Consider the following 19216-nt stretch of genomic DNA (forward strand, 5'->3'; position numbering starts at 1 on the left):
CTACACGATCGGGCTAGCTGTTTCATGTGCTGGGACACAATTCCGTTGTGCCACGGTTGGTTCTGTGACTGCTGACCTTCATTCTCCGCCAAGCCGGTTCGCCGTGTTCGAGACTCTTGATGACGACTCCGGCGGCCAGCTTGTGGCTTGGGGACTTGCTGCACCGGGCAATGTGGACGTGCATTCCGTGGAACCGGGGATGTGTGGGCGGTTCAGCACGGTCGCGGCGGTCTCCTTCCTGTTCGGGGACTCGTGCGAGGTTGTGTGGATCGACCCGGAGCCGCCACTTGACGGGGACTCTTCTGGATGATCTGATTCGGGCCAGCGTCGCGTGTACCCGGCTGGAGAACCCCGTGGGCATGGAGGCGTCGTACTACAGGGGAAGTTTTTGCAGGACACGAGCCGGTTCGCGGCTTTTGGCACTCAACTCATCGAGGTTCATGACTGGCTCCGGGGCGAGTTGGCCCGGTTGCGTTCGGATGTGCAGCATGGGGTGCGACCAAAGAAATTGCAGGCACATTGCCTGTCGTTCTGTGCTGCCGTCACCAAACATCACACGGGTGAGGACGAAGGCGCCTTTCCCGCGCTGGCCAAGCAGTTCCCGGAACTGAAACCGGTGCTCGAAGAGCTCGCGCACGACCACGGGCTGATCACCATGATGCTGGAACGCTTGGAACAGCTGGATTTCACCGATCCGGAGGACTCCTTGCGGGAGCTCAACGGCATCGAGGCCATCATCGAGTCCCACTTCGCCTACGAGGAACGCAAGATCATCCAGGCGCTCAACGAGCTCAACGCTCCTGAGTGGACAGCCGACCAGCCCAAATTCCTCCACAAGACGTAGCAAGTATGCCCCCAATGCCACATTGGGGGCATGCGATGTCCCCAATGTGGCATTGGGGGCACATGTTCGGGCTCGAGTTAGTGGAGGCTGGTGAGGCGGGACTGGAGGAAGCGGCGGTCGGACTCCTCACCGGCCAACGACAACGCGAGCTGGTAGGCGTCCGCCGCTTCCGAGGTCCGGCCGAGTCTGCGCAACAGGTCCGCGCGGGCCGAGTGCATCAGGTGGAACCGGTCGAGGCCTTCGATCGAGTCGATCAGCTTCAACCCGGTCTCCGGGCCGTCGGCCATCGCGATCGCCACTGCGAGGTTCAGCCGGATCACGGGGGAGGGATTGCGGGCGACCAGTTCTGTGTAGAGGGCGACGATCTGCACCCAGTCGGTGTCTGCTGTGGACGGTGCCTGCGAGTGCACGGCGGCGATCGCGGCCTGGAGTTGGTAGGGGCCGGCGTCGCGCCGCTGTAGTGCGCGGTCGAGCAGGCCGATGCCTTCGGTGATCTGGGCGGTGTTCCAGACCGAACGGTCCTGGTCTTCCAGCAGGACGAGATCACCTGATGGTGTACGTCTGGCGGCACGCCGGGAATCCTGCAACAGCAACAAGGCCACCAGGCCCAGGGCTTCCGGCTCGTCGGGCATCAGCGTCGCGATCAGCTTGCCCAGCCGGATCGCCTCATCGGCCAGGATCCGGTCCGCGGAGGTGTAGCCCTGCGTGAAAACGAGGTACACGACCGCGAGCACAGCCGAAAGCCTCGACGGCAGCTGATCATCAGCCGGTACCGCGAACGAGATCCCGGCGTCGCGGATCTTGCGTTTCGCCCGGACCAGGCGTTGCGCCATCGTCGCCTCTGGCACGAGGAACTCGCGGCCGATCTGCGCAGCGGTAAGACCCGCCACCGCCTGCAGAGTCAAGGCGACACGCGCTTCCATCGACAGTGCGGGGTGACAGCACGTGAAGATCAGGCTCAGCCGGTCGTCACCGATGTTCACCAGACTGTCTTCGCTGTGCTCCCGAGCTGGGACGACGTCCTGCACGGGCGCCCGGTTGGCGTGCCGGAGGCGATCGATGGCGCGGTTACGGGCAACCGTCAGCAACCACGCCACCGGATCACGCGGCACCTCGGACCAACTGCGTAACGCCTGGGCACACGCGTCCTGGAGGCTGTCCTCGGCGAGCTCCATGTCGCCGAGGACGCGGACCAGGGCCGCGAGCATCCGGGTCCGGTGCGCGCGGAACACCTGCTCGACCGGATGCACTACCGGAAAGTGACTTCCAAGATCGGCCGGATCTCCACCGTGCCCAGCTTGGCCAGCGGGCACAACGCCGCCAGCTCGATCGCCTCGTCCAGATCCCGGCAATTGACGATGAAATACCCGCCGAGCTGCTCGTGGGTCTCGGCGAACGGCCCGTCGGTGATCAACGCTTCGTCGTCACGCACGCGCACGGTCGTCGCGGTGGCCGGCAGGTGCAGCGGGTCGGCCGCCTCGAACACTCCCCGCGCGGTCAGGTCCTTCACGTAGGCGTTGACCTGGTCATAGCCGTCCGGCAGCTCCTCACGGTGGCAGCCGTAGATCAACAACATGTAACGCATCTGATCCTCCTTTGTCAGGAGAATGACGACCGGGCCGGCCCGGACTCGACACCCGGGCCGGCACGAACACTACGACTTCGCGATGGCCGGCAGCCAGTCCACAACGGAGCCTTCGGCCTCGTCGGTGTACAGGGCCTCGTGCTCCAGGTCGTCGAACGCGTGCTCGTCGAACGCGGCGAACGCGCGCTTGAGGGTTTCCTCGTCGAGCAGGCCCGCCGCGGTCAGCTCAGTCCGCGCGCGGCCCTTCAGCAGGTGCAGCGCCAACGCCTCGGCGACGCAGGTCGGCGAACGCCACTCGTCCTCGGTCAACCGGTCGCCGACGATCACGGTCGCGATCAGGAACCGCTTGGCGAACCACGCCGAGTACTGGTCGGCGAACCCCTCCGGCAGCTCATCGATCACCAGCAGCTCTTCGTGCTGGTCGGCGGTGGTGTCGTCCTCGTCGAGGGCGTTGACGTCGTCGAACAGCTCGTCGATGACCACCACGACGGCCTCCGCCAGCGCACCGGCGACCAGCTTCGCCTGGTCGGCGGTCACGCCGTCCTCGGTGCCGAACGCGTCCGTGCCCAGCGCCGTGACCAGCTCGCTGTCGGCCAGCAGCAGGTCGCGGCGCTCCTCCAGCTCGTCCTCGGTGAGCTCGACCAGCTCGACCACGTCGTCTTCGAGCTCGTCCTCCGGCTCGTCCTCGAGCGCGGTCTCCAGGTCCTCGTCACTGACCGTGACCTCGCAGGTGCCGACGGACCAGGCCGACAGCAGCTCGGTGCGCTCCAGCAGTTCGGTGAGCACGGCGCGGGCCGCCTCCTCGGCGAACGCCAGCGCGGGCGCCTCGACCAGCCACTTGATCGAGGCACCACCCGGATGGGCGCTCACTTCATGATCAAGCGGTTCGATCTCGACACCGTCGGGGCCTTCGATGCCGGCCAGCAGGTCGAGCTGCTCGTCGAGCAGCGACACGACGCCGTGGCGGTGCAGTGCGTCCAGTTCCGAGGTGCCTGCCGGCGGGGCGACCTCGGCCTTGAGCTGGTATTCCATGCTCCGGAGTTAACCACCTTGGCCCGCCTGGGGTTCACGCAGCCGCCTCGGCAGATAGGCCGCGCCCGGTCCGAGGGCCGCGAGCCCGTCATCGGGGTTGGAGAACGCGCACTTGCGCAGCGACAGACAGCCGCAGCCGATGCACGAGTCAAGATCGTCCCGGAGCTTCTCCAAGGCCTGGATCTGCTCGTTGAGCCGGTCGTGCCAGCCGCGGGAAAGCTTGGCCCAGTCGGCTTTCGTGGGTGTGCGGCTCTGCGGCAGGCGGGCCAGCGACTCGGCGACCTCGTCCAGGGTGAGCCCGACATTGCGGGCGGCCCGGATGAACGCCAGCCGGCGCAGGACGCCGCGTTCGTAACGGCGTTGATCGCCGGAGGTGCGCGTGGACGAGATCAGGCCGAGGCTGTCGTAGTAACGCAGCGCCGATGCCGCGAAGCCGCTGCGCTTGGCGACCTCACCGACTGTGAGCAGATCCCTGGTGTGCATATCACGCCTTGACTTCAAGTTGACTTCAACTACCAGGATGCCTTCAGAAGTACTCCGAGGCAAGGAGAGTCTGATGCCGGTAGCCATCGTCACCGGGGCATCGAAGGGTTTCGGCCGGGCACTGTCGCACGCGCTGGCCGCTCGCGGCTGGGAGTTGGTCGTTGACGCGCGTGGTGCGGAGGCGTTGAAAGCAGCGGATTTCGGATCGTCGGTGACGCTCGTGCCAGGTGACGTCACAGATCCCGCACATCGTGCGGACCTGATCAACGCCGTGTCACGCCTGGATTTGCTGGTCAACAATGCCAGCGCGCTGGGACCGAGTCCTCAGCCGCGGCTGGCTTCTTATCCCTTGACCGAGTTCAGCAGCGTCTACGAGGCGAACGTCATCGCGCCGCTCGCTTTGATCCAGCTTGCCTTGCCGTTGCTGACCAAAGTGGATGGAACTGTCGTGAATGTCAGCTCCGACGCTGCCGTTGAAGCCTATGAAGGGTGGGGTGGTTATGGGTCCAGCAAGGCTGCTCTGGATCGGTTGAGCGCAGTGCTTGCTGTGGAGCAGCCTTCTTTGCGTGTCTACGCCTTCGATCCGGGTGACATGCGGACCGACATGCATCAGGCCGCGTTCCCCGGCGAGGACATCTCGGACCGGCCGGAACCGTCAACGGTTGTGCCTTCTTTGCTCAAGCTGCTGGACGAACGCCCACCGAGCGGGCGGTACACAAAATGATGCCTTCCGCGGTCGAGCCGCCTGAGGCTCATGGGGTGCCGAGGGACGGCGTGCGCATGCTCGTGGCTCGCCCGTCGGGGGTGACGCATGCGCACTTCGCCGATCTGCGGCAGTTCCTTCGTGCGGGTGACCTGATCGTGGTCAACAACTCCGGCACCATGGCAGCCGCCGTGGACGGTGAGGTGACCGTGCACTTCTCCACTCAGCTCGACGACTGCTCCTGGGTGGTCGAGCTGCGCCCGGAGGGGACGCAAGCGGTTGCGGGACAGCGGATCTCGCTGCCTTGCGGGGACCTCGAACTCCTCGATCCTTACGTGCCGGGGCGGCTCTGGCGGGCGAAGGTCTCGGTCGACGTGCCTACCATGCTTGCTTCGCATGGGCGACCGATCCGGTACTCGTATGTGCCCAAGCAGTGGCCGATCTCGGACTATCAAACGGTTTTCGCCCAGTCGGCTGGGAGCGCAGAGATGCCTAGCGCGGGCCGGCCCTTCTCTCCTGAACTGGTTACATCGTTGGTTTCTTCCGGGATTGCTTTTGCTCCGATCACTTTGCACACCGGCGTTTCGTCGATCGAAGAGGGCAAACCTCCGCTGCCTGAAAGGTTTCAGGTCCCTGCCGCGACCGCGCGGCTTGTGAACTCGACTCGTGCTGCCGGTGGCCGGGTTGTCGCAGTGGGCACGACCGTGACTCGTGCACTCGAGTCCGTGGCTTCACCCGATGGTGTGGTGCGTGCCGGGGAGGGCTGGACAGAACTCGTTTTAGGACTCGAGTGGCCTGCGCGCGTGGTCAACGGACTGATCACCGGATGGCATGCACCAGGTGCCTCACACCTGCAGTTACTGCAGGCCGTGGCCGGTTCTGCGCTCGTGGACCAGGCTTACGCGGCAGCCGGTGACGAGGGTTACTTGTGGCACGAATTCGGCGACAGTTGCCTACTGTTGCCCAAATGAACGACCAGGAGCGCTACGACCAGGGGATGCGTGTCCGCCGCGAGGTGCTGGGCGACGAGCACGTCGACCGCGCCATCGCCAGAACCGACGACGTGACACAGGATTTCCAGGACTACATCACCCGCAACGCCTGGGGCGACATCTGGAGCCGCCCCGGCCTGGGCCGCCGCGAACGAAGCCTGATCACCCTCGCCCTCCTGGCCGCCCTGCAACACGAGGGCGAACTCGCCATGCACGTCCGGGCCGCCCTGCGCAACGGCGTCACGCGGGCCGAAATCTCCGAAGTCCTGCTCCAGGTCGGCCTCTACGCAGGCGTCCCAGCCGCCAACCGAGCCCTGTCCATCGCCCAGGAAGTCCTGAACAACCTCGATCAGGAGTCCTGATCAAGATCGATTTCGGCGGCTCGAAGATTTCCACTCGTCAAGCAGAATGCTCGAACCTGGTGATCGACAAGCGCGACTCGCTCGGCCGGGCGGTAGCGGATGCGTTCGTCCTTCATGAGGACGACCCAGCCCTCGCTGCCTGCCCGAGCGAGCCAGTCGACATCGGCCACGTCCTCATCGGCCGGAATGCCGTACACCTCCGCGAGGGTTTGCAGGCACAACCCCTCGGCACAGAGAAGATCGGGTACTTGCCGCCGGCCGAGGCTGCGATCAAGGAACAGCGGGGGCAAGCCGTCTGGATGCCCGGCCGTCATGTCAAGCCGCAGGCCGGGTAGCGATACGGACTGCGTCTTCTAAATGGTCGCGCGGGATGCCGTACTCGTCGGCGACAACGTCGAGCGGCTCGACTGCGCGGAACAAACCGAGAGCATCCTCAAGCCGCACACCGCCGTGAGCGAAGATCGGCTGACCGAACCCCCGGGCGGGGTCGACGACGACGTCGGCCACCGCGTAAGCCGGTAGCCGCATCAGACGTACGTAGCCTTCGCTGTCGAATTCCAGGCGCTGGAGGTAGGCGTCCACTACCTCGTTGAACACTCGCTGGCCGTTGCGCACCACAACAAGTTCCCGCGCGGCGCGGACCAGGCCAGGGTCATCGGTGCCTTCCGCGTAGTCGAACAGGACTTCAGCGCCGTCGGTGTAGAGACGCCTGTTCGCCAGCGCATGGGACAGATCGAACTGGTTGCCGAGTTGCTCCAGGGCTGGGCGAATGCGTTGCATCGGAACACCGCTGCGGCGGATCGCGCTCAAGATCGCGCCTTCGGCCAAGCCTATGAAAGGGATCACCGGCTGCCGGATGTGATCGCGGGAAAGCGCGGTGACTATCGGCGCTCCGACCACCTCGGGCCGGCCGGCTGGACGGTTGCGGTAGCCATGCGCCCAGGATTTCAGTGTGCTCGGCGGGACATCCAGGTAGCGGGCCGCTTCGGGCACGGTGTAGAGCGCGGTGGAGAACCGGTCGAGGGCATCCGCCTTCATCTGTGGATCACCACCCTTCCATCGCCGCTACTGGTGACATCGTCCCAGTTCACTGGGCAGCGACCGGCACGACACACCCGTTGGATCGGAATCTTGGTGGTCGTGCGTCCAGAGTGAAGGTTGTGGCGTGGGTAGTGCGCTGGTCGACGTAGTTGCAGGAGGTTACGGCGACCAGCGCTCCCCGGCCTGTGGATGTGCCGGGGCCCAGTGGGGTTCGAGGGTTCAAAACTGGCGGGGTGGTCACGCCGGGGGTTCTGTCAGGCGTTGGCTGGGTGCAGGCGGAGGCCGACACCTGCCCAGAGTGCGCGGCGGACGGCCTCGTAGCAGGGGCGGCACGCCGGGACGCGGATCGGCCTGGTGGTGGACTGGCTCAGTGCCACGCTCAGACCTGGTTCGGCGGTGGACTGGCAGGTGCTGTGGTGGTGGCCCGCCGGGGCGCAAACACACAGACAGGCGGTGCTCGGATTCATCGCTGCCTCCATCGTTGGTGAGCGTGACTCAACACACTAATGGCACTCAGTGCCATTGCGCAACACCTCGTGCTAGTTTTCCGGCATGACGAGCGGGGTGCCCGACCGCAGGCGCCGGGTCCGCGAGGCGCTGACAGCGGCCGCGATCGACCTGTTTCAGGCGCAGGGTTATGAGGAGACCACGGTCGACGAGATCGCGGCGGCAGCCGGGGTCGGCCGGCGGACCTTCTTCCGGTACTTCCCGTCCAAGGAAGACGTGATCTTCCCGGACCATGAGGCGCGGCTGCTGCGGGTCGCGGAGGTTTTCGCCACGGCGCCGATCGACGAGTCGCCGTTGTCGGTGGCGTGCCGGGCGGTGCACGGAGTGCTTGAGGCTTATCTCGATGAAGGTGTTATCGCAGTACAGCGGTACCGGTTGACACGCGATTTCCCCCAGTTGCGGGCTAGAGAGATCGCGAGTGCGCACAGCTATCACATCGCTGTCACGCGGTATCTCGTCGGCCGTGTCGGCGACGAACCGGACGGTGCGCTGTGGGCGGAGGTTGCCGGTTCGGCGGTCGTCGCTGCGCACAACCACGTTCTCCGGCAGTACCTCAAAGCCGGTGGCAAAGGTGACGTACTAGGCAAGGCGGACCGCGCTTTCCGCTACATCCGCGAGACGCTGGGCGTCACCGCGGCCCGCTCCGAGGATGTCGACGACGTCGTTGTCGCGGTCATGCGCCGGGGGATGCCGTTGGCCAGTGTGATGAGCCGGATCGAAGACGCGCTCGAACGCTGACACTCAGTGCCAATTTCGACGGAAGATAGCCTGGGATCGTTGGCCAGGGCCATTCGGGTGTTGTTGTTCCGATGACCGGGTGAACTTGGGCGAGAGGTAAACCTGAAGCGGCTCAACCGTTTCGGCGAAGATCCGCTGATCCACGTGGAACCAGCAAGATCGTCATCGCTCGCCACGCCGCCGGAAAGGCCAGCCTCCGAAGGGTCCGGGGGTGGTCATGGCAGTATCCGTCGGTGCGTTATTACGCTGATCTCCACGTGCACTCGAAGTACAGCCGGGCCTGCAGCCGCGACTGTGACGTGCGCAACCTGGCGTGGTGGGCGCGGCGCAAGGGGATCACTGTCCTGGGCACCGGCGACTTCACGCATCCCGCGTGGGCGCAGGAGCTGCGTGAAACCCTGGTGCCCGCCGAGCCCGGCCTGTTCAAGCTGCGCGACGACATCGACGCCGACGTGCTGCGCAAGCTGCCGCCGAGCTGTCACGGCGAAGTGCGGTTCATGCTCGAGGTGGAGATCTCGACGATCTACAAGCGTGACGACCGCACCCGCAAGGTGCACCACCTTTGTTACGTGCCGTCGTTCGAGGCGGCCGAGAAGTTCACCGCGAGCCTGGCCAAGATCGGGAATCTCGGATCCGACGGGCGGCCGATCCTCGGTCTGGACTCCCGGGACCTGCTGGAGATCACGCTGGAGTCCGGCGAGGGCTCGTACCTGGTGCCCGCGCACGTCTGGACGCCGTGGTTCGCCGTGCTGGGCTCGAAATCCGGGTTCGACGCGGTCGCCGACTGTTACGCCGACCTGGCCGACCACGTTTTCGCGGTCGAGACGGGACTGTCCAGCGACCCGACGATGAACTGGCGCGTGTCCAGCCTCGACAAGTATCGGCTGGTCAGCAACTCCGACGCGCACTCGCCGCCGATCCTCGGCCGCAACGCGACCGTCTTCGACACCGAGTTGAGCTACTTCGCGCTGCGTGACGCCCTGCGCGACGGCCCTGGGTACGTCGGCACGGTGGACATGTTCCCCGAGGAAGGCAAGTACTTCCTGGACGGGCACCGCAAATGCGACATCCGGATGGAGCCGGCCGAGACCAAGAAGCTGAACGCGATCTGCCCGTCGTGCTCGAAGCCGTTGACCGTCGGCGTGCTGCACCGGATCGCGGAGCTCGCCGACCGGGACGCCGGCACGCGGCCGGCCAACGCCGGACAGGCGTGGAGCATCGTGCCGTTGCCGGAGATCATGGGCGAGATTCTCAAGGTCGGCCCCAAGAGCAAGGCGGTCGGCACGGCAGTGACCGACCTGGTCAACTCGTACGGGCCGGAACTGCCGATGCTGATGGAGGTTCCGCTTTCCGAGATCAAGCATCCGCTTGTGCATGAGGCGATCGACCGGTTGCGGAGCGGTCAGGTGCGCTGCGATCCCGGATTCGACGGCGAGTACGGGACGATCAAGATGTTCGCGCCGGGTGAGCTGGACGCGCCGACCGACCAGTCGCCGGGCCTGTTCGACGTGCCCACGGTCGAGGAGATCGTGGTCTCCCGGCGGGGGATCAAGCCCATTGTCGAGGTTCCGGTGGAACGACCGGCTCCGGCGGTGGTCTACGAGTCCTCGGCTTCGTTGCTGGACGGCCTCGATCCCGACCAGCGGGCCGCGGCGTCTGTTGTGGACGGTCAGCTGCTGATCGTGGCCGGTCCGGGAACGGGCAAGACGCGGACTTTGACGCACCGGCTGGCACATCTGGTGCTTTCGCAGGGTGTTGATCCCGCTAGCTGTCTGGCTATTACGTTCACTCGACGAGCCGCTGAGGAGATGCGGGAACGTCTGGCGAGCCTGGTTGCGTCGGCCGCCGAGATGACCGTTACCACGTTCCACCAGTTCGGCCTGATGCTGGTGCGTGAGCAGCATGACAAGCTCGGCCTGGCACCGGATTTCAGCGTCGCCGACGAGCCGACGAAGATCGCCGTACTGCGGGAGATCATCGGTGAGGAGCCGCGGCGGGCGCTGCAGGACATCTCACGTGCCAAGCGAATGCTTGCTGCCAGGATGGCGGCGGCGGCCGCCGGTGAGCTGCCGATCGGCGAGGAGATCGACGGCGACCTGATCGGACTGGTCGAACGGTTCGACAAAGCCTTGCACAGCAAGGATCTCGTCGACTTCGACGATCTGCTGACGATGCCGGTGACTTTACTGTCCAGGCAGATCGACCTGGTGGAGCACTATCGGTCGAGGTTCACCTACATCTGTGTCGACGAGTATCAGGACGTCGACGAACTGCAGTACCGGCTGCTGCAGGAACTGACGCCGCCGACCGGGAATCTGTGCGCGATCGGCGACCCCGATCAGGCGATCTACTCATTCCGTGGGGCTGATGTCGGATTCTTCCTGCGTTTCCAGCGCGATTTCCCGACTGCCCGGACAGTGCACCTGACACGCAACTACCGGTCGAGCCCGGTGATCGTCGCGGGTGCCGTGGCGGCGATCAAACCGTCGACGCTGGTCGCGGACCGGGAACTGCAGGCGATGCGGTCCGAGCCCGGCGACCGGTCCAGGATCGGTATCTACCCGGCGGCCTCGGACGAGTCCGAGGCCGAGTTCGTGGTCCAGACCATAGAGGAATTGCTTGGCGGATCGTCATTCCACGCCCACGACTCAGGCCGCGTATCTGGTGATGGTGTCGAAGGTGGACTGTCCTTTGACGACATCGCCGTGCTGTATCGGACCGACGCGCAGGCCCGGCCGGTGATGGAAACGCTCTCCCGGGAAGGCCTGCCCTTCCAGAAACGGTCCCACAACCGGCTCAGCGGCCACCCAGGCGTCCAGGAACTGTTGCGGCACATGGTCGTCGACTCGCCCAACACTCCCGCACTGCTGAAACGCGCAGCTCAGGCCGTGGATTCGCCTGACGTCCAGGACGCCTTGGAACTGCTGGCCCCACTGGCCGCGCGCCTGGCCCCGGACGCCTTCCTGGCCGAGTTGTCGCTGGGCGCCGAGGTCGACACCTGGGACCCGCGCGCGAACCGCATCTCACTGCTGACGTTGCACGCGGCGAAGGGCCTGGAGTTCCCGGTCGTGTTCATCGTGGGCTGTTCTGACCAGTTGTTGCCAATGCGGTGGGCCGAGGACGTCTCCGAGGAACGGCGGCTGTTCTTCGTCGGGGTGAGCCGCGCCCAGAAACACCTGTACATCAGCCATCGGGACACGCCGTCGCCCTTCCTGAAGACTCTCGGCCCCGACCTCGCCGAACAGCTGGCAGGGCGGACCTCACGCAAGAGCAGGCAGCTGCGGTTGCTATAGGTTCGCCCTATGTCAGCGCTGCACGAGGTCGCCCCCGGCATCCACGCCTGGGTCCAGCCCGACGGTTCGTGGTGGTTGAACAACGCCGGAGTCGTGCACTCCGGCTCAGATGTGGTGCTCATCGACACGTGCGCCACCCGCAAGCGAACTGCCTTGTTCTTGGACGCGGTGGCCACGGCCACGGACGGCGGCCTTCTGAAGATGGCCGTCAACACCCACTTGCACGGCGACCACATGTACGGCAACGCCCTGCTGCCCGACTCGACCGTGATCGTCTCGCAGACCCTGACCCGGGACGGCATCCTCGCGGACTTCCTGCTCGCCAACACCCCACCGATCTGGTCCCCAACCCCAGACTGGGGAATTTCGGCCGTCCGCGCGCCGACCGTCACCTTCGACTCGGCGATGACCTTGTACGCCGGCGACGTAGCTGTTTTGGTGCAGCACCCCGGCTACACCGCCCACACAGTCGGCGACGCCATCGCATGGGTGCCCTCCGCAGCAGTCCTGTTCACCGGCGACCTCGTCTTCCACCAGGTCACGCCCCTGGTCTTCATGGGCTCAGTCGCCGGCGCCCTGAAAGCCCTGGACTGGCTGCGCACATTCCCCGCCGCCCACGTCGTCCCCGGCCACGGCCCCCTCCTCACAGGCGAGGAATTCGGCCCAGTCCTGGACTTCCACGCCCGCTATTACCGCTTCATCCAGTCCACCGCCCAGTCCGGCCTCGACCGCGGCCTCACCCCGCTCCAGGCCGCCCAGGAAGCCACCCTCGGCGAGTTCAAAGACCTCCCCGACCAGGAACGCATCGTCCTCAACCTGCACCGCGCCTACGCCGAGGCAACCAACACCGAGATGAACCTCGTCGCCTCCCTGACCGACGCCATCACCTACAACGGCGGCCCCCTGCACTGCGCCCTGTGACGTCTGTCTGTTCTATGGAGTGATAGACGATTGGGCGATTCCGTCCTTGGCATGGCCCCGTCCTCATTCAGGGGTCTCACACGATCCTGACTAAGAAGGGCTCGCCCTCATTTGACTCGCACCTCCTTGCTTCGCACAGCCATCGACGGCCCAAACGAGACGTAGGAGAGCAATTACTCATCGGCAAGATATCGGGACCGGGCCACTGTTTCAGCGCGGATGGTTTCAAGTACTGGCTGGAAAAAACCAGGTGTCTTGTCATCTCCAACGACCAATACCCGGTCCAACAAGACGTTGGACCGTTCGCACGACGTCTCCGCGACTAGCGAACAGCCGTGGCACGCAGCACGGTTGAGGCTGTTCAACCCTTGTCCGCGGCTTTCCCGGCAGAGTGGGTCGGCCGAGCACCATCCAGCTTCCTCTATTGCGGCAACAAGGGTACGCGCGAGTCTGGGCGCCTCACCTTCCCGCACAAGGCCTCCGAGAGTGCCCTCGGCGTCACCCGCAGCTGTGTAAATGAGAAATCCTGCCTCGGACCGCGGAGTGGTCTCGGCGTAGACACGCTCACGCAGGGAGGCTGAGGAATAACCACACGAGAAAGCAAGCCTACGCATGACAATATGCGCCAGTGTATGGAGCAGCACGGCTCGAGGTGTCGCCTCGAAAAGCCTCGACCCCATGATGCTGCGGCGGCGGCGATCCTCCAGTACGGCAGCCCGCACACGGACCATCTCCTCCTGCTCCCACTCGGTGAGACGTTCCTGATTCAGCGAGACGAATATCCCTTCCCCAAATGATTCGACGGCCGGAAGCCACCGTCCGCGTCCTCTCCTTCCGAGATTCACGTCGACCAGGTCGGCGTCGGCTGTGTAGCGACGGAAACCATGGAGGACACGGATCTCACGCAGCCTATGTGCGAGAACCACCGCGTCGACAAGTCCGCTCAACTGTTCTGTCACGACAGAGGTGTCGGCTCCGAGGCGCCTGAGCTCGGTGGCACTGATGACGAAGTCAGGCGTGCCGACAGGCTCGTCGGTCGAGCCGGTGGCCTCAAGGAATGCATCCCACTCGTCGCTGAGGAGCCCTCGCCGCATCTCACGTAGGACCTCGTTCGGGTCGCCGTCAAGCGCCTGGCGGACTTGCCGTTCATCAATTCCGAGGTCTTCGGCGATGAGCCCAACGAGGACAGAGGCTCGAGGGCCGTGGGGCGCACTGCACACATCCTCGAAGTTGCGGTGTTGGCGCACCTCTGCTGCGATGTCCCGAGCACTGCCAGCTGGCTCAGGAATGTCAAGGGCAGTGGTGGTGTCAGCCAACGTAACGTTGGTTGCACCCCGCTGCAGCATCTCGAGAGGTTGGTCGCAAGGCGGAGAGTTTCGTTGCCACGGCTGTCCTCCAGTACAGGCGATTCCGATTCGGCTGAGCGCCCCCCTGGCGGGCAGGTCACCAAGGTTCCGATAAGCACCGCAGGTCAGGCAGCGCACGACGAGACCGGATAGCCCTTCGTTTCCCCTGACGGCCGTGTCGAAGACGAGCATATGATCTTGGCACCGCTGCTGGGAATCCGACTCGGGCGCGGAGTGCGCCCACTTGTCCCAAGGCACGTCCCGGACATGTCCCCTGGTCGCGCAGACCGCGATGAATCGCATTGGCACCAACTTTCCCCTGCACTGGCCGCATTGGGGCGCCTCACCGGTCTCCTGCTGGGCACGGTAGTGGTGCATCCGACGGCAGTCCTGACAGAACAGCCACCGGGGAAAACGCTGGTATGGGATCCCTGGGCTGTTGATCGACGGCCTTGCCGGGACGCTTGGGGGCGAGCGGAGCTCGTGCACCCCCAGGCGTTCCTCGAGCCTCTTGGACTCCACTCGCACCGTTCGCTCGTAGGGCCATTCACTGATGTCGACACCCATGAGAGATTCCCCCATTACGTCCACAATGGCTCCTACACCAAAGGGCGAAATGGTCTGACTCAGCCGTACGGTTCTCATCTACGCCCCTCTCCGACAGCCAGGATCCGCACCTGCCGATCGACCGACCGCATGGAGTGCGCGATTGGCCAGCCCTCGCCTCCTGTCCCGAAATCCTTGAGCAAGGTGGCGTGGTCCCTGGATCGGTAAAACAATCGTTCGCCCCTGGCGGTGACTGCTTTGGCGCGCTCGTGCCACTCCTGGGCGATGCGCCGTAGCTCACGCTCGCTAGCATCGGCTTCATCGGCATCAGCGCGGCGGGCGGCTTCGGCCAACCGTTCAAGGGCCCGACGCACAACCGGGTCGTCAGCGGAGAAGTCCCCAGCTTGGTCATTACGGCGGAGTCCCACTCCGTGTCGGATGAGCAAGACGAATGCGGCTCGCAATGACCGCTCGCGAGAGGCCAACGACCAGGGCGTGACACTGGTGGGCTCGACGTGCCGGTAGAGCGACTCGTGGTAGGCGCGGAAGGACTCGTAGTGGGAGCGGTCCCTTGGTTTGTTGGCCCGGAGCAGAGTGACGACCAGTCCCGGAACCGCGGCGGACCGACCGACTCGGCTGGTGGCCTGGATGTACTCGGACGTGGTCTTCGGTTGTCCGTTCATGAGCATCACCCCTAGCCTGCCTATGTCGATACCCACCGAGAGCATGTTGGTCGTCGCCAGGACGTCGACGGCATCCCGCTGGCCAACCTTCTGTTCCAGACGTGTGATGATCTCGGGCAGTTCATCGGCATGGACATTGCTGGTGAGTTCCACGACGCCGCCGCCGCGCAGGCTGCGGGTGACTGTCGCATCGGTTCTGCGGGCCTGCAGCATGGCGTCGACGTCATCTCGTACCTGAGTCACCGTTCGCCCGAGTTCACGCAGGCTGTTGTGGTAGATGACCAGTGTCCAGTACGAATCCAATTCCCCGTCCGACAACCCTAGAACGGCGGGTGCCTGGAGAATTGCCACGCTACTCAGAATGGTGGCGGAGGCCTGTGTGAAGGCTTGCGGCATCAGACCTATGTAGAGCCTGCCTGGGCTTGTCCGATCGGTGCGTGCGAAGTAGCTGTCGTCTGCGTCGAGTCCGCTGGGTGGGAACAGTTCGACCGGCGCACCATAGAGACTGCGTACTTGATGGGCGGCGGCACGGATTGTGGCTGTCGATGCGACGATCTTCGGGGTGCTCCCGTCCCAGGAGAGCAGGGCGTGCACTCCCGCCTCATACAACGCGACTGTGGTTCCCAGCGGACCAGACAGCAGATGCAACTCGTCCTGGATCACGAGGCTCGGTGCGTTGTAGGGCACCGAGCCCCGTCCGAATAGCCGGCCCGCGTCCTGCACCCACGGCAGGCGAGCGAGCTTGTCCACTGTCGCCAGTAGCAACGTGGGTGGGTCGGCGAAGATCTGTTCGTCGACCACGCCCACTGGAAGGATTTCATGGAACGGACAATCGCCGTGCGGACAGAAGAGCTCGAAGTGGCTTTTCGTGGCTCTGACCCCGTATGCCGGGCTCGGTCCGCCATCGGGTGCTTTCGGCTGTCGTCTCCTGGGAACGATCAGCGTTCCGCACCATGGGCAGTTCTGTAGCTGAAAAGGATTTTTCGGTTTCTGCGCAAGAAGCAACTCGTTGACCCGTTTGAGGGCGTCCTTGTAGTTATTCGGTGTGGTGTCGCCGCCCACCCACAGGCCGATGCTGAACGGTGGAGTATCTCTCAAGTCGAGATGGCTTTCCCTCAGGCGTTCCAGGGCGCAGATCAGAGTGGCTGCACGCTGGAACTGCTGGCTCGTCAGGAGCCGGAGGGTGTAGCGGGTTAGGATGGCGGTGCCGCCGCCGCGCAGGCCGTCCACAAGCCGTCTGCGAATCATTTCGAACGCGGCGAGCCCGAGATATGCCTCGGTCTTTCCACCACCGGTGGGAAACCAGACGAGATCGACGACGCTGCGGTCGGCATGCGATCCGTCGGCGGTCGAGGTCAGACTGAGCAGTTGAAATCCGAGCTGGAAATGATACCAGCGAGGCTCGTCGCCGTACGGGTCTCGGGGGACGAGTGACATGCCCAGTTCGCCGGGGTGATCCTTCACATGTCGCGTCTGGCACACTTGCTCGAACATGGCTGCATTGGCGAGGCGAAAGGCCAGCAGACACTTCGGATCATCGCGCAGGAGGTCGATTCCTTCGTGCATGCGTACGGCCGCGCGTCGCATCCGCTTGAGGAGTCGCCGGGCAGCGGGCTGATGGAACGGTTCGAGAGTCTGTGCGTCCTGTACGCGCTGGGCGACCCACGCCTCGTAGCCGCCGACAAAATCCCTGAGCTGCGCGAGAAGCTCATTGACATCGACCGATTCGTCTGCGAGGTAGGCCATCCGAAGCACGTCGCCTCCGCTTGACGGCCGTGCGACACCAGGAACGACCGTGGCGGGCAGCATCTTCGTCTGCACTGTACGGATCTCGCCGTCAGGGTCTCTGGTCCAGTCGACGGAGCAGCCATGCCCGATGCCGTATACGCGTCGGTGCCGATACAACAGCCGAAGTTCTTGGTCCTCCGGTTCGTCGGACAAATCAGTGCTACTGGGATACGGCAGGATCCGGCCATCCTGTACATGGCAGACGAAGGCGGTCTGAAAGAGACACATCTCGGTCGGCGGCGGGGACTCCGCCTCGTCATGCTCGGCACGGTTCTCGAGGGCGACGGTCACCAACCATGCCGTGCCCGCTTTGCGCCATACGCAAACCAACTGCGCTCGCCCGCCTAGGAGCTCGACCTTGTTGTCATCGGGGGTGCCGTCTGCACGGAAGACTGCCTCATCGCGCCAGTCACGCCGCGACCATTGATTGCCATGCGTGTTCGGTTCGTTCCCTGGAATCCTCTCGTAAGTGCCTGCACTGATCTCGCAGCGTAGCCTGGAAGCGTCGTGGAGGAACGAGATGGCGGCGGAGGCCGGATGCCAGCTGTTCGCCATCTCGATGGGTTCGTCCAGCTCCTCGTCGTGGGCATCCATTCCGAGGCTGTCGCCGTAGTGCCTCTCGGCTGACGGCCCTTGGGGATAGAGCGTCCCGACAAGGTAGGTGTGTTCTGGTCTGGTGTGGACGACTTCCTCCAGGCCCGACGCCGGACCCAGGTATTGATCAAGCAAGTAGGCGAGCAGATCGTCGCGCACTCCGACCTGAGCACGGTCGCTCATGGTATGGTCCTCTCGCTTGAGCCTTGCTCGAGCTGTTGCCATGCCGTCTCGCTGATGGCAACCCAGAGACTGATCCTCGGCCGGGTCATCGCCACATACAGGCGTGCCAGTCGGGCGGGTTCTGTGATCTCCTCCACGTCGACCAGACAGACGTGGGCTGCCTCAAGCCCTTTGATCTGGGCACTCGTAACGAGCCGGGCTGTACCCGATTGTTTCGTTCGCGGGTCCGGCCGGTTTGTGAGCAGACCGGTACGGAATGCCTTGGAGTTCACTGCGGCGCTGTCCTCCACCCGATCCCGGAGAGTGACAACTGCGACGTCGGCGAGGTCGACGTCCTGCTGTCGAAGCCTGCTGAATTGCGTGTCCAGCAGCCGGGCCGCCCCCTGGTCGTCGTCGTGGCGTTTGTACTCGACAACAGGACCGGCTCCCGCTCGGGCCACTCCAAGATCGGCCCCGGTGAGGAGTTGGGTCTGCAGGACCACCGGCGAGGTATTGCGGCAGTTGTACGGGAGGTCGATGGGCACTGCGTTGGCCGCCAGTTCGTCATAAGCCTGCCTGTCGAATGTTCCATCGACGTTGGCCTGGTTATTGGGATCGCAGAAGATCCGCCAACGACCGGTCGACCATCCGCCCTGGACCAGATCATCCAGTTGCAGTAGGGCGTCGACGTCCATGAGGTCCTGGGCCTCGTCGACGACGAGGACATCGGCGGATGACGCTCCCTGCAGTTCGGCCAATGCGCCGCAGATGACGCCCGAGCCTGCGACAGCGTCGCGGAGCACCCCAGCCAGCAAAGGGGATCGGCAGGTAAGCAGGACCTTGTCCCCAGAGGCGGCGGCACGGCGCGCCGTCTCCACGGCAAGTAGCGTCTTGCCCGAACCCGCGCCACCCGTGCACACGATCCGCTTGTTGTTTTCAACTCCGATGATCAGGTCGTACTGCCGCTCGGCCAGCTGGACGTATTCCTGTTCAAGCCCTGCTGCCCGAGCGGCCAGACTGGGCACCCGGTCGAAGTCCGGGCGGAGCACGGTCAGCAGCTCCTTGCGGGCGCCGCCTCGTACCGGGTGGCCGAGGCGTTCGTGCCAGAAGCTGCGAGCGCGCCGCAGAGCCTGTTCCAGCGCGCGGACGCTCATGGCCCGCGGCCCGGCGTGTTGTCGGGGCTCCCACTCCAGGTCCCGGTCGAGTTCCTGGTCCGGGGTGAGCACCAGGGAGCCGAAGGCGACGTCGAGATGCGGCAGACGGTCCATAAGTCGGCGTTGCAGCGCGAACATGCCAGAGGCAGCCTGTTCGAAGGGACCTTCGCGTTTCTCGTAAGTCTGTCCGTAGCGATCGGTGAAGGTCCACAGGCCGTCCCGGCGGCCGATGCGTCCGCCCTTCACCTCGATGACCAGGACGGTGTCGTCCCACACCACGACGAAGTCCACTTCGGACATCCGCTTGTATTCGTGGATGGGTAGTCTCAATGAGTACAGGCAGGTTGTCGGCACGCCCAGATCTGCCTGAGCGAGGAGCTTTGCCACTCGTAGCTCCGCGACACTGTCGATACAGCCGAAGGTCTCGGGGGCGGGGATCATC

Annotated in this window: 18 protein-coding genes; 8 read left to right on the forward strand and 10 right to left on the reverse strand. The window is 64.7% G+C overall.

The annotated features are described in order from the left end of the window. Positions 1-64 precede the first annotated feature (64 nt). Positions 65-310, forward strand: a complete 246-nt coding sequence (locus tag JOF56_RS16920; RefSeq protein WP_209638891.1) for a hypothetical protein — start codon at positions 65-67, stop codon at positions 308-310. 78 nt (positions 311-388) lie between these two features. Beyond that, on the forward strand, positions 389-844 hold the full coding sequence (locus JOF56_RS16925) for a hemerythrin domain-containing protein (protein ID WP_209638893.1): 456 nt from the start codon (positions 389-391) through the stop codon (positions 842-844). A gap of 77 nt (positions 845-921) precedes the next feature. Here JOF56_RS16925 and JOF56_RS16930 read toward each other — a convergent pair whose 3' ends face one another. The 4 genes from JOF56_RS16930 to soxR all read right to left on the reverse strand — a co-directional run bounded on the left by JOF56_RS16930 (position 922) and on the right by soxR (position 3944). Further along, positions 922-2052 (reverse strand): RNA polymerase sigma factor, encoded by a 1131-nt coding sequence (locus tag JOF56_RS16930; protein ID WP_245379651.1) that lies wholly within the window; start codon positions 2050-2052, stop codon positions 922-924. Positions 2053-2093: 41 nt separating this feature from the next. Then, a complete protein-coding gene (locus JOF56_RS16935) occupies positions 2094-2429 on the reverse strand; it encodes a YciI family protein (RefSeq protein WP_209638897.1) in 336 nt (111 codons plus the stop codon). A 69-nt stretch (positions 2430-2498) separates the two neighbouring features. After that, on the reverse strand, positions 2499-3461 hold the full coding sequence (locus JOF56_RS16940) for a hypothetical protein (RefSeq protein WP_209638899.1): 963 nt from the start codon (positions 3459-3461) through the stop codon (positions 2499-2501). Positions 3462-3470: 9 nt separating this feature from the next. Continuing rightward, the gene (gene soxR / locus JOF56_RS16945) at positions 3471-3944 is read right to left on the reverse strand and encodes a redox-sensitive transcriptional activator SoxR (protein WP_209638901.1); all 474 of its coding nucleotides are present in this window, start codon (positions 3942-3944) and stop codon (positions 3471-3473) included. 73 nt (positions 3945-4017) lie between these two features. Between soxR and JOF56_RS16950 the strand changes: the two genes are divergently transcribed. The 3 genes from JOF56_RS16950 to pcaC are packed head-to-tail and all read left to right on the forward strand — an operon-like array spanning position 4018 to position 6001. Beyond that, a complete protein-coding gene (locus JOF56_RS16950) occupies positions 4018-4668 on the forward strand; it encodes an SDR family NAD(P)-dependent oxidoreductase (RefSeq protein ID WP_209638903.1) in 651 nt (216 codons plus the stop codon). A 35-nt stretch (positions 4669-4703) separates the two neighbouring features. Continuing rightward, on the forward strand, positions 4704-5618 hold the full coding sequence (locus JOF56_RS16955; RefSeq protein WP_372447973.1) for an S-adenosylmethionine:tRNA ribosyltransferase-isomerase: 915 nt from the start codon (positions 4704-4706) through the stop codon (positions 5616-5618). Further along, positions 5615-6001, forward strand: a complete 387-nt coding sequence (pcaC, locus tag JOF56_RS16960; protein ID WP_209638907.1) for a 4-carboxymuconolactone decarboxylase — start codon at positions 5615-5617, stop codon at positions 5999-6001. Before JOF56_RS16955 ends, pcaC begins: the two co-directional genes overlap by 4 nt. On the opposite strand, the gene JOF56_RS60700 is transcribed toward pcaC, so the two are convergent. The 3 genes from JOF56_RS60700 to JOF56_RS16975 all read right to left on the reverse strand — a co-directional run bounded on the left by JOF56_RS60700 (position 5989) and on the right by JOF56_RS16975 (position 7509). Then, positions 5989-6315, reverse strand: a complete 327-nt coding sequence (locus tag JOF56_RS60700) for a PIN-like domain-containing protein (RefSeq protein ID WP_372447974.1) — start codon at positions 6313-6315, stop codon at positions 5989-5991. The genes pcaC and JOF56_RS60700 overlap by 13 nt on opposite strands. Before the next feature lies 1 nt (position 6316). Continuing rightward, on the reverse strand, positions 6317-7039 hold the full coding sequence (locus JOF56_RS16970) for a hypothetical protein (RefSeq protein ID WP_209638910.1): 723 nt from the start codon (positions 7037-7039) through the stop codon (positions 6317-6319). 257 nt (positions 7040-7296) lie between these two features. Further along, complete coding sequence (locus tag JOF56_RS16975) at positions 7297-7509, reverse strand: DUF6372 family protein (RefSeq protein ID WP_209638912.1); 213 nt, start codon at positions 7507-7509, stop codon at positions 7297-7299. A gap of 85 nt (positions 7510-7594) precedes the next feature. On the opposite strand from JOF56_RS16975, the gene JOF56_RS16980 reads away from it, so the two are divergent. The 3 genes from JOF56_RS16980 to JOF56_RS16990 all read left to right on the forward strand — a co-directional run bounded on the left by JOF56_RS16980 (position 7595) and on the right by JOF56_RS16990 (position 12501). Next, positions 7595-8287 (forward strand): TetR family transcriptional regulator, encoded by a 693-nt coding sequence (locus tag JOF56_RS16980; protein WP_209638914.1) that lies wholly within the window; start codon positions 7595-7597, stop codon positions 8285-8287. A gap of 233 nt (positions 8288-8520) precedes the next feature. Further along, entirely contained in the window at positions 8521-11580 is a 3060-nt protein-coding gene (locus JOF56_RS60120) for a UvrD-helicase domain-containing protein (protein ID WP_209638916.1), read from the forward strand. Positions 11581-11589: 9 nt separating this feature from the next. Beyond that, entirely contained in the window at positions 11590-12501 is a 912-nt protein-coding gene (locus JOF56_RS16990) for an MBL fold metallo-hydrolase (protein WP_209638918.1), read from the forward strand. A gap of 173 nt (positions 12502-12674) precedes the next feature. Here the strand turns inward: JOF56_RS16990 and drmB are convergent, their stop codons facing one another. From drmB to JOF56_RS17005, 3 genes are read right to left on the reverse strand one after another with little or no spacing between them, the layout of a single operon-like run. Further along, entirely contained in the window at positions 12675-14492 is a 1818-nt protein-coding gene (drmB, locus tag JOF56_RS16995) for an MrfA Zn-binding domain-containing protein (RefSeq protein ID WP_209638920.1), read from the reverse strand. Beyond that, positions 14489-17641: a helicase-related protein gene (locus tag JOF56_RS17000; RefSeq protein ID WP_209638922.1), complete on the reverse strand. Its 3153-nt coding sequence runs from the start codon at positions 17639-17641 to the stop codon at positions 14489-14491. Before JOF56_RS17000 ends, drmB begins: the two co-directional genes overlap by 4 nt. Continuing rightward, positions 17638-19215, reverse strand: a complete 1578-nt coding sequence (locus JOF56_RS17005; RefSeq protein WP_245379654.1) for an NERD domain-containing protein — start codon at positions 19213-19215, stop codon at positions 17638-17640. Before JOF56_RS17005 ends, JOF56_RS17000 begins: the two co-directional genes overlap by 4 nt. Position 19216: the final 1 nt, after the last annotated feature.

Origin of the sequence: Kibdelosporangium banguiense (genome assembly GCF_017876405.1) — a bacterium.
In the GTDB taxonomy this organism is placed as follows: domain Bacteria; phylum Actinomycetota; class Actinomycetes; order Mycobacteriales; family Pseudonocardiaceae; genus Kibdelosporangium; species Kibdelosporangium banguiense.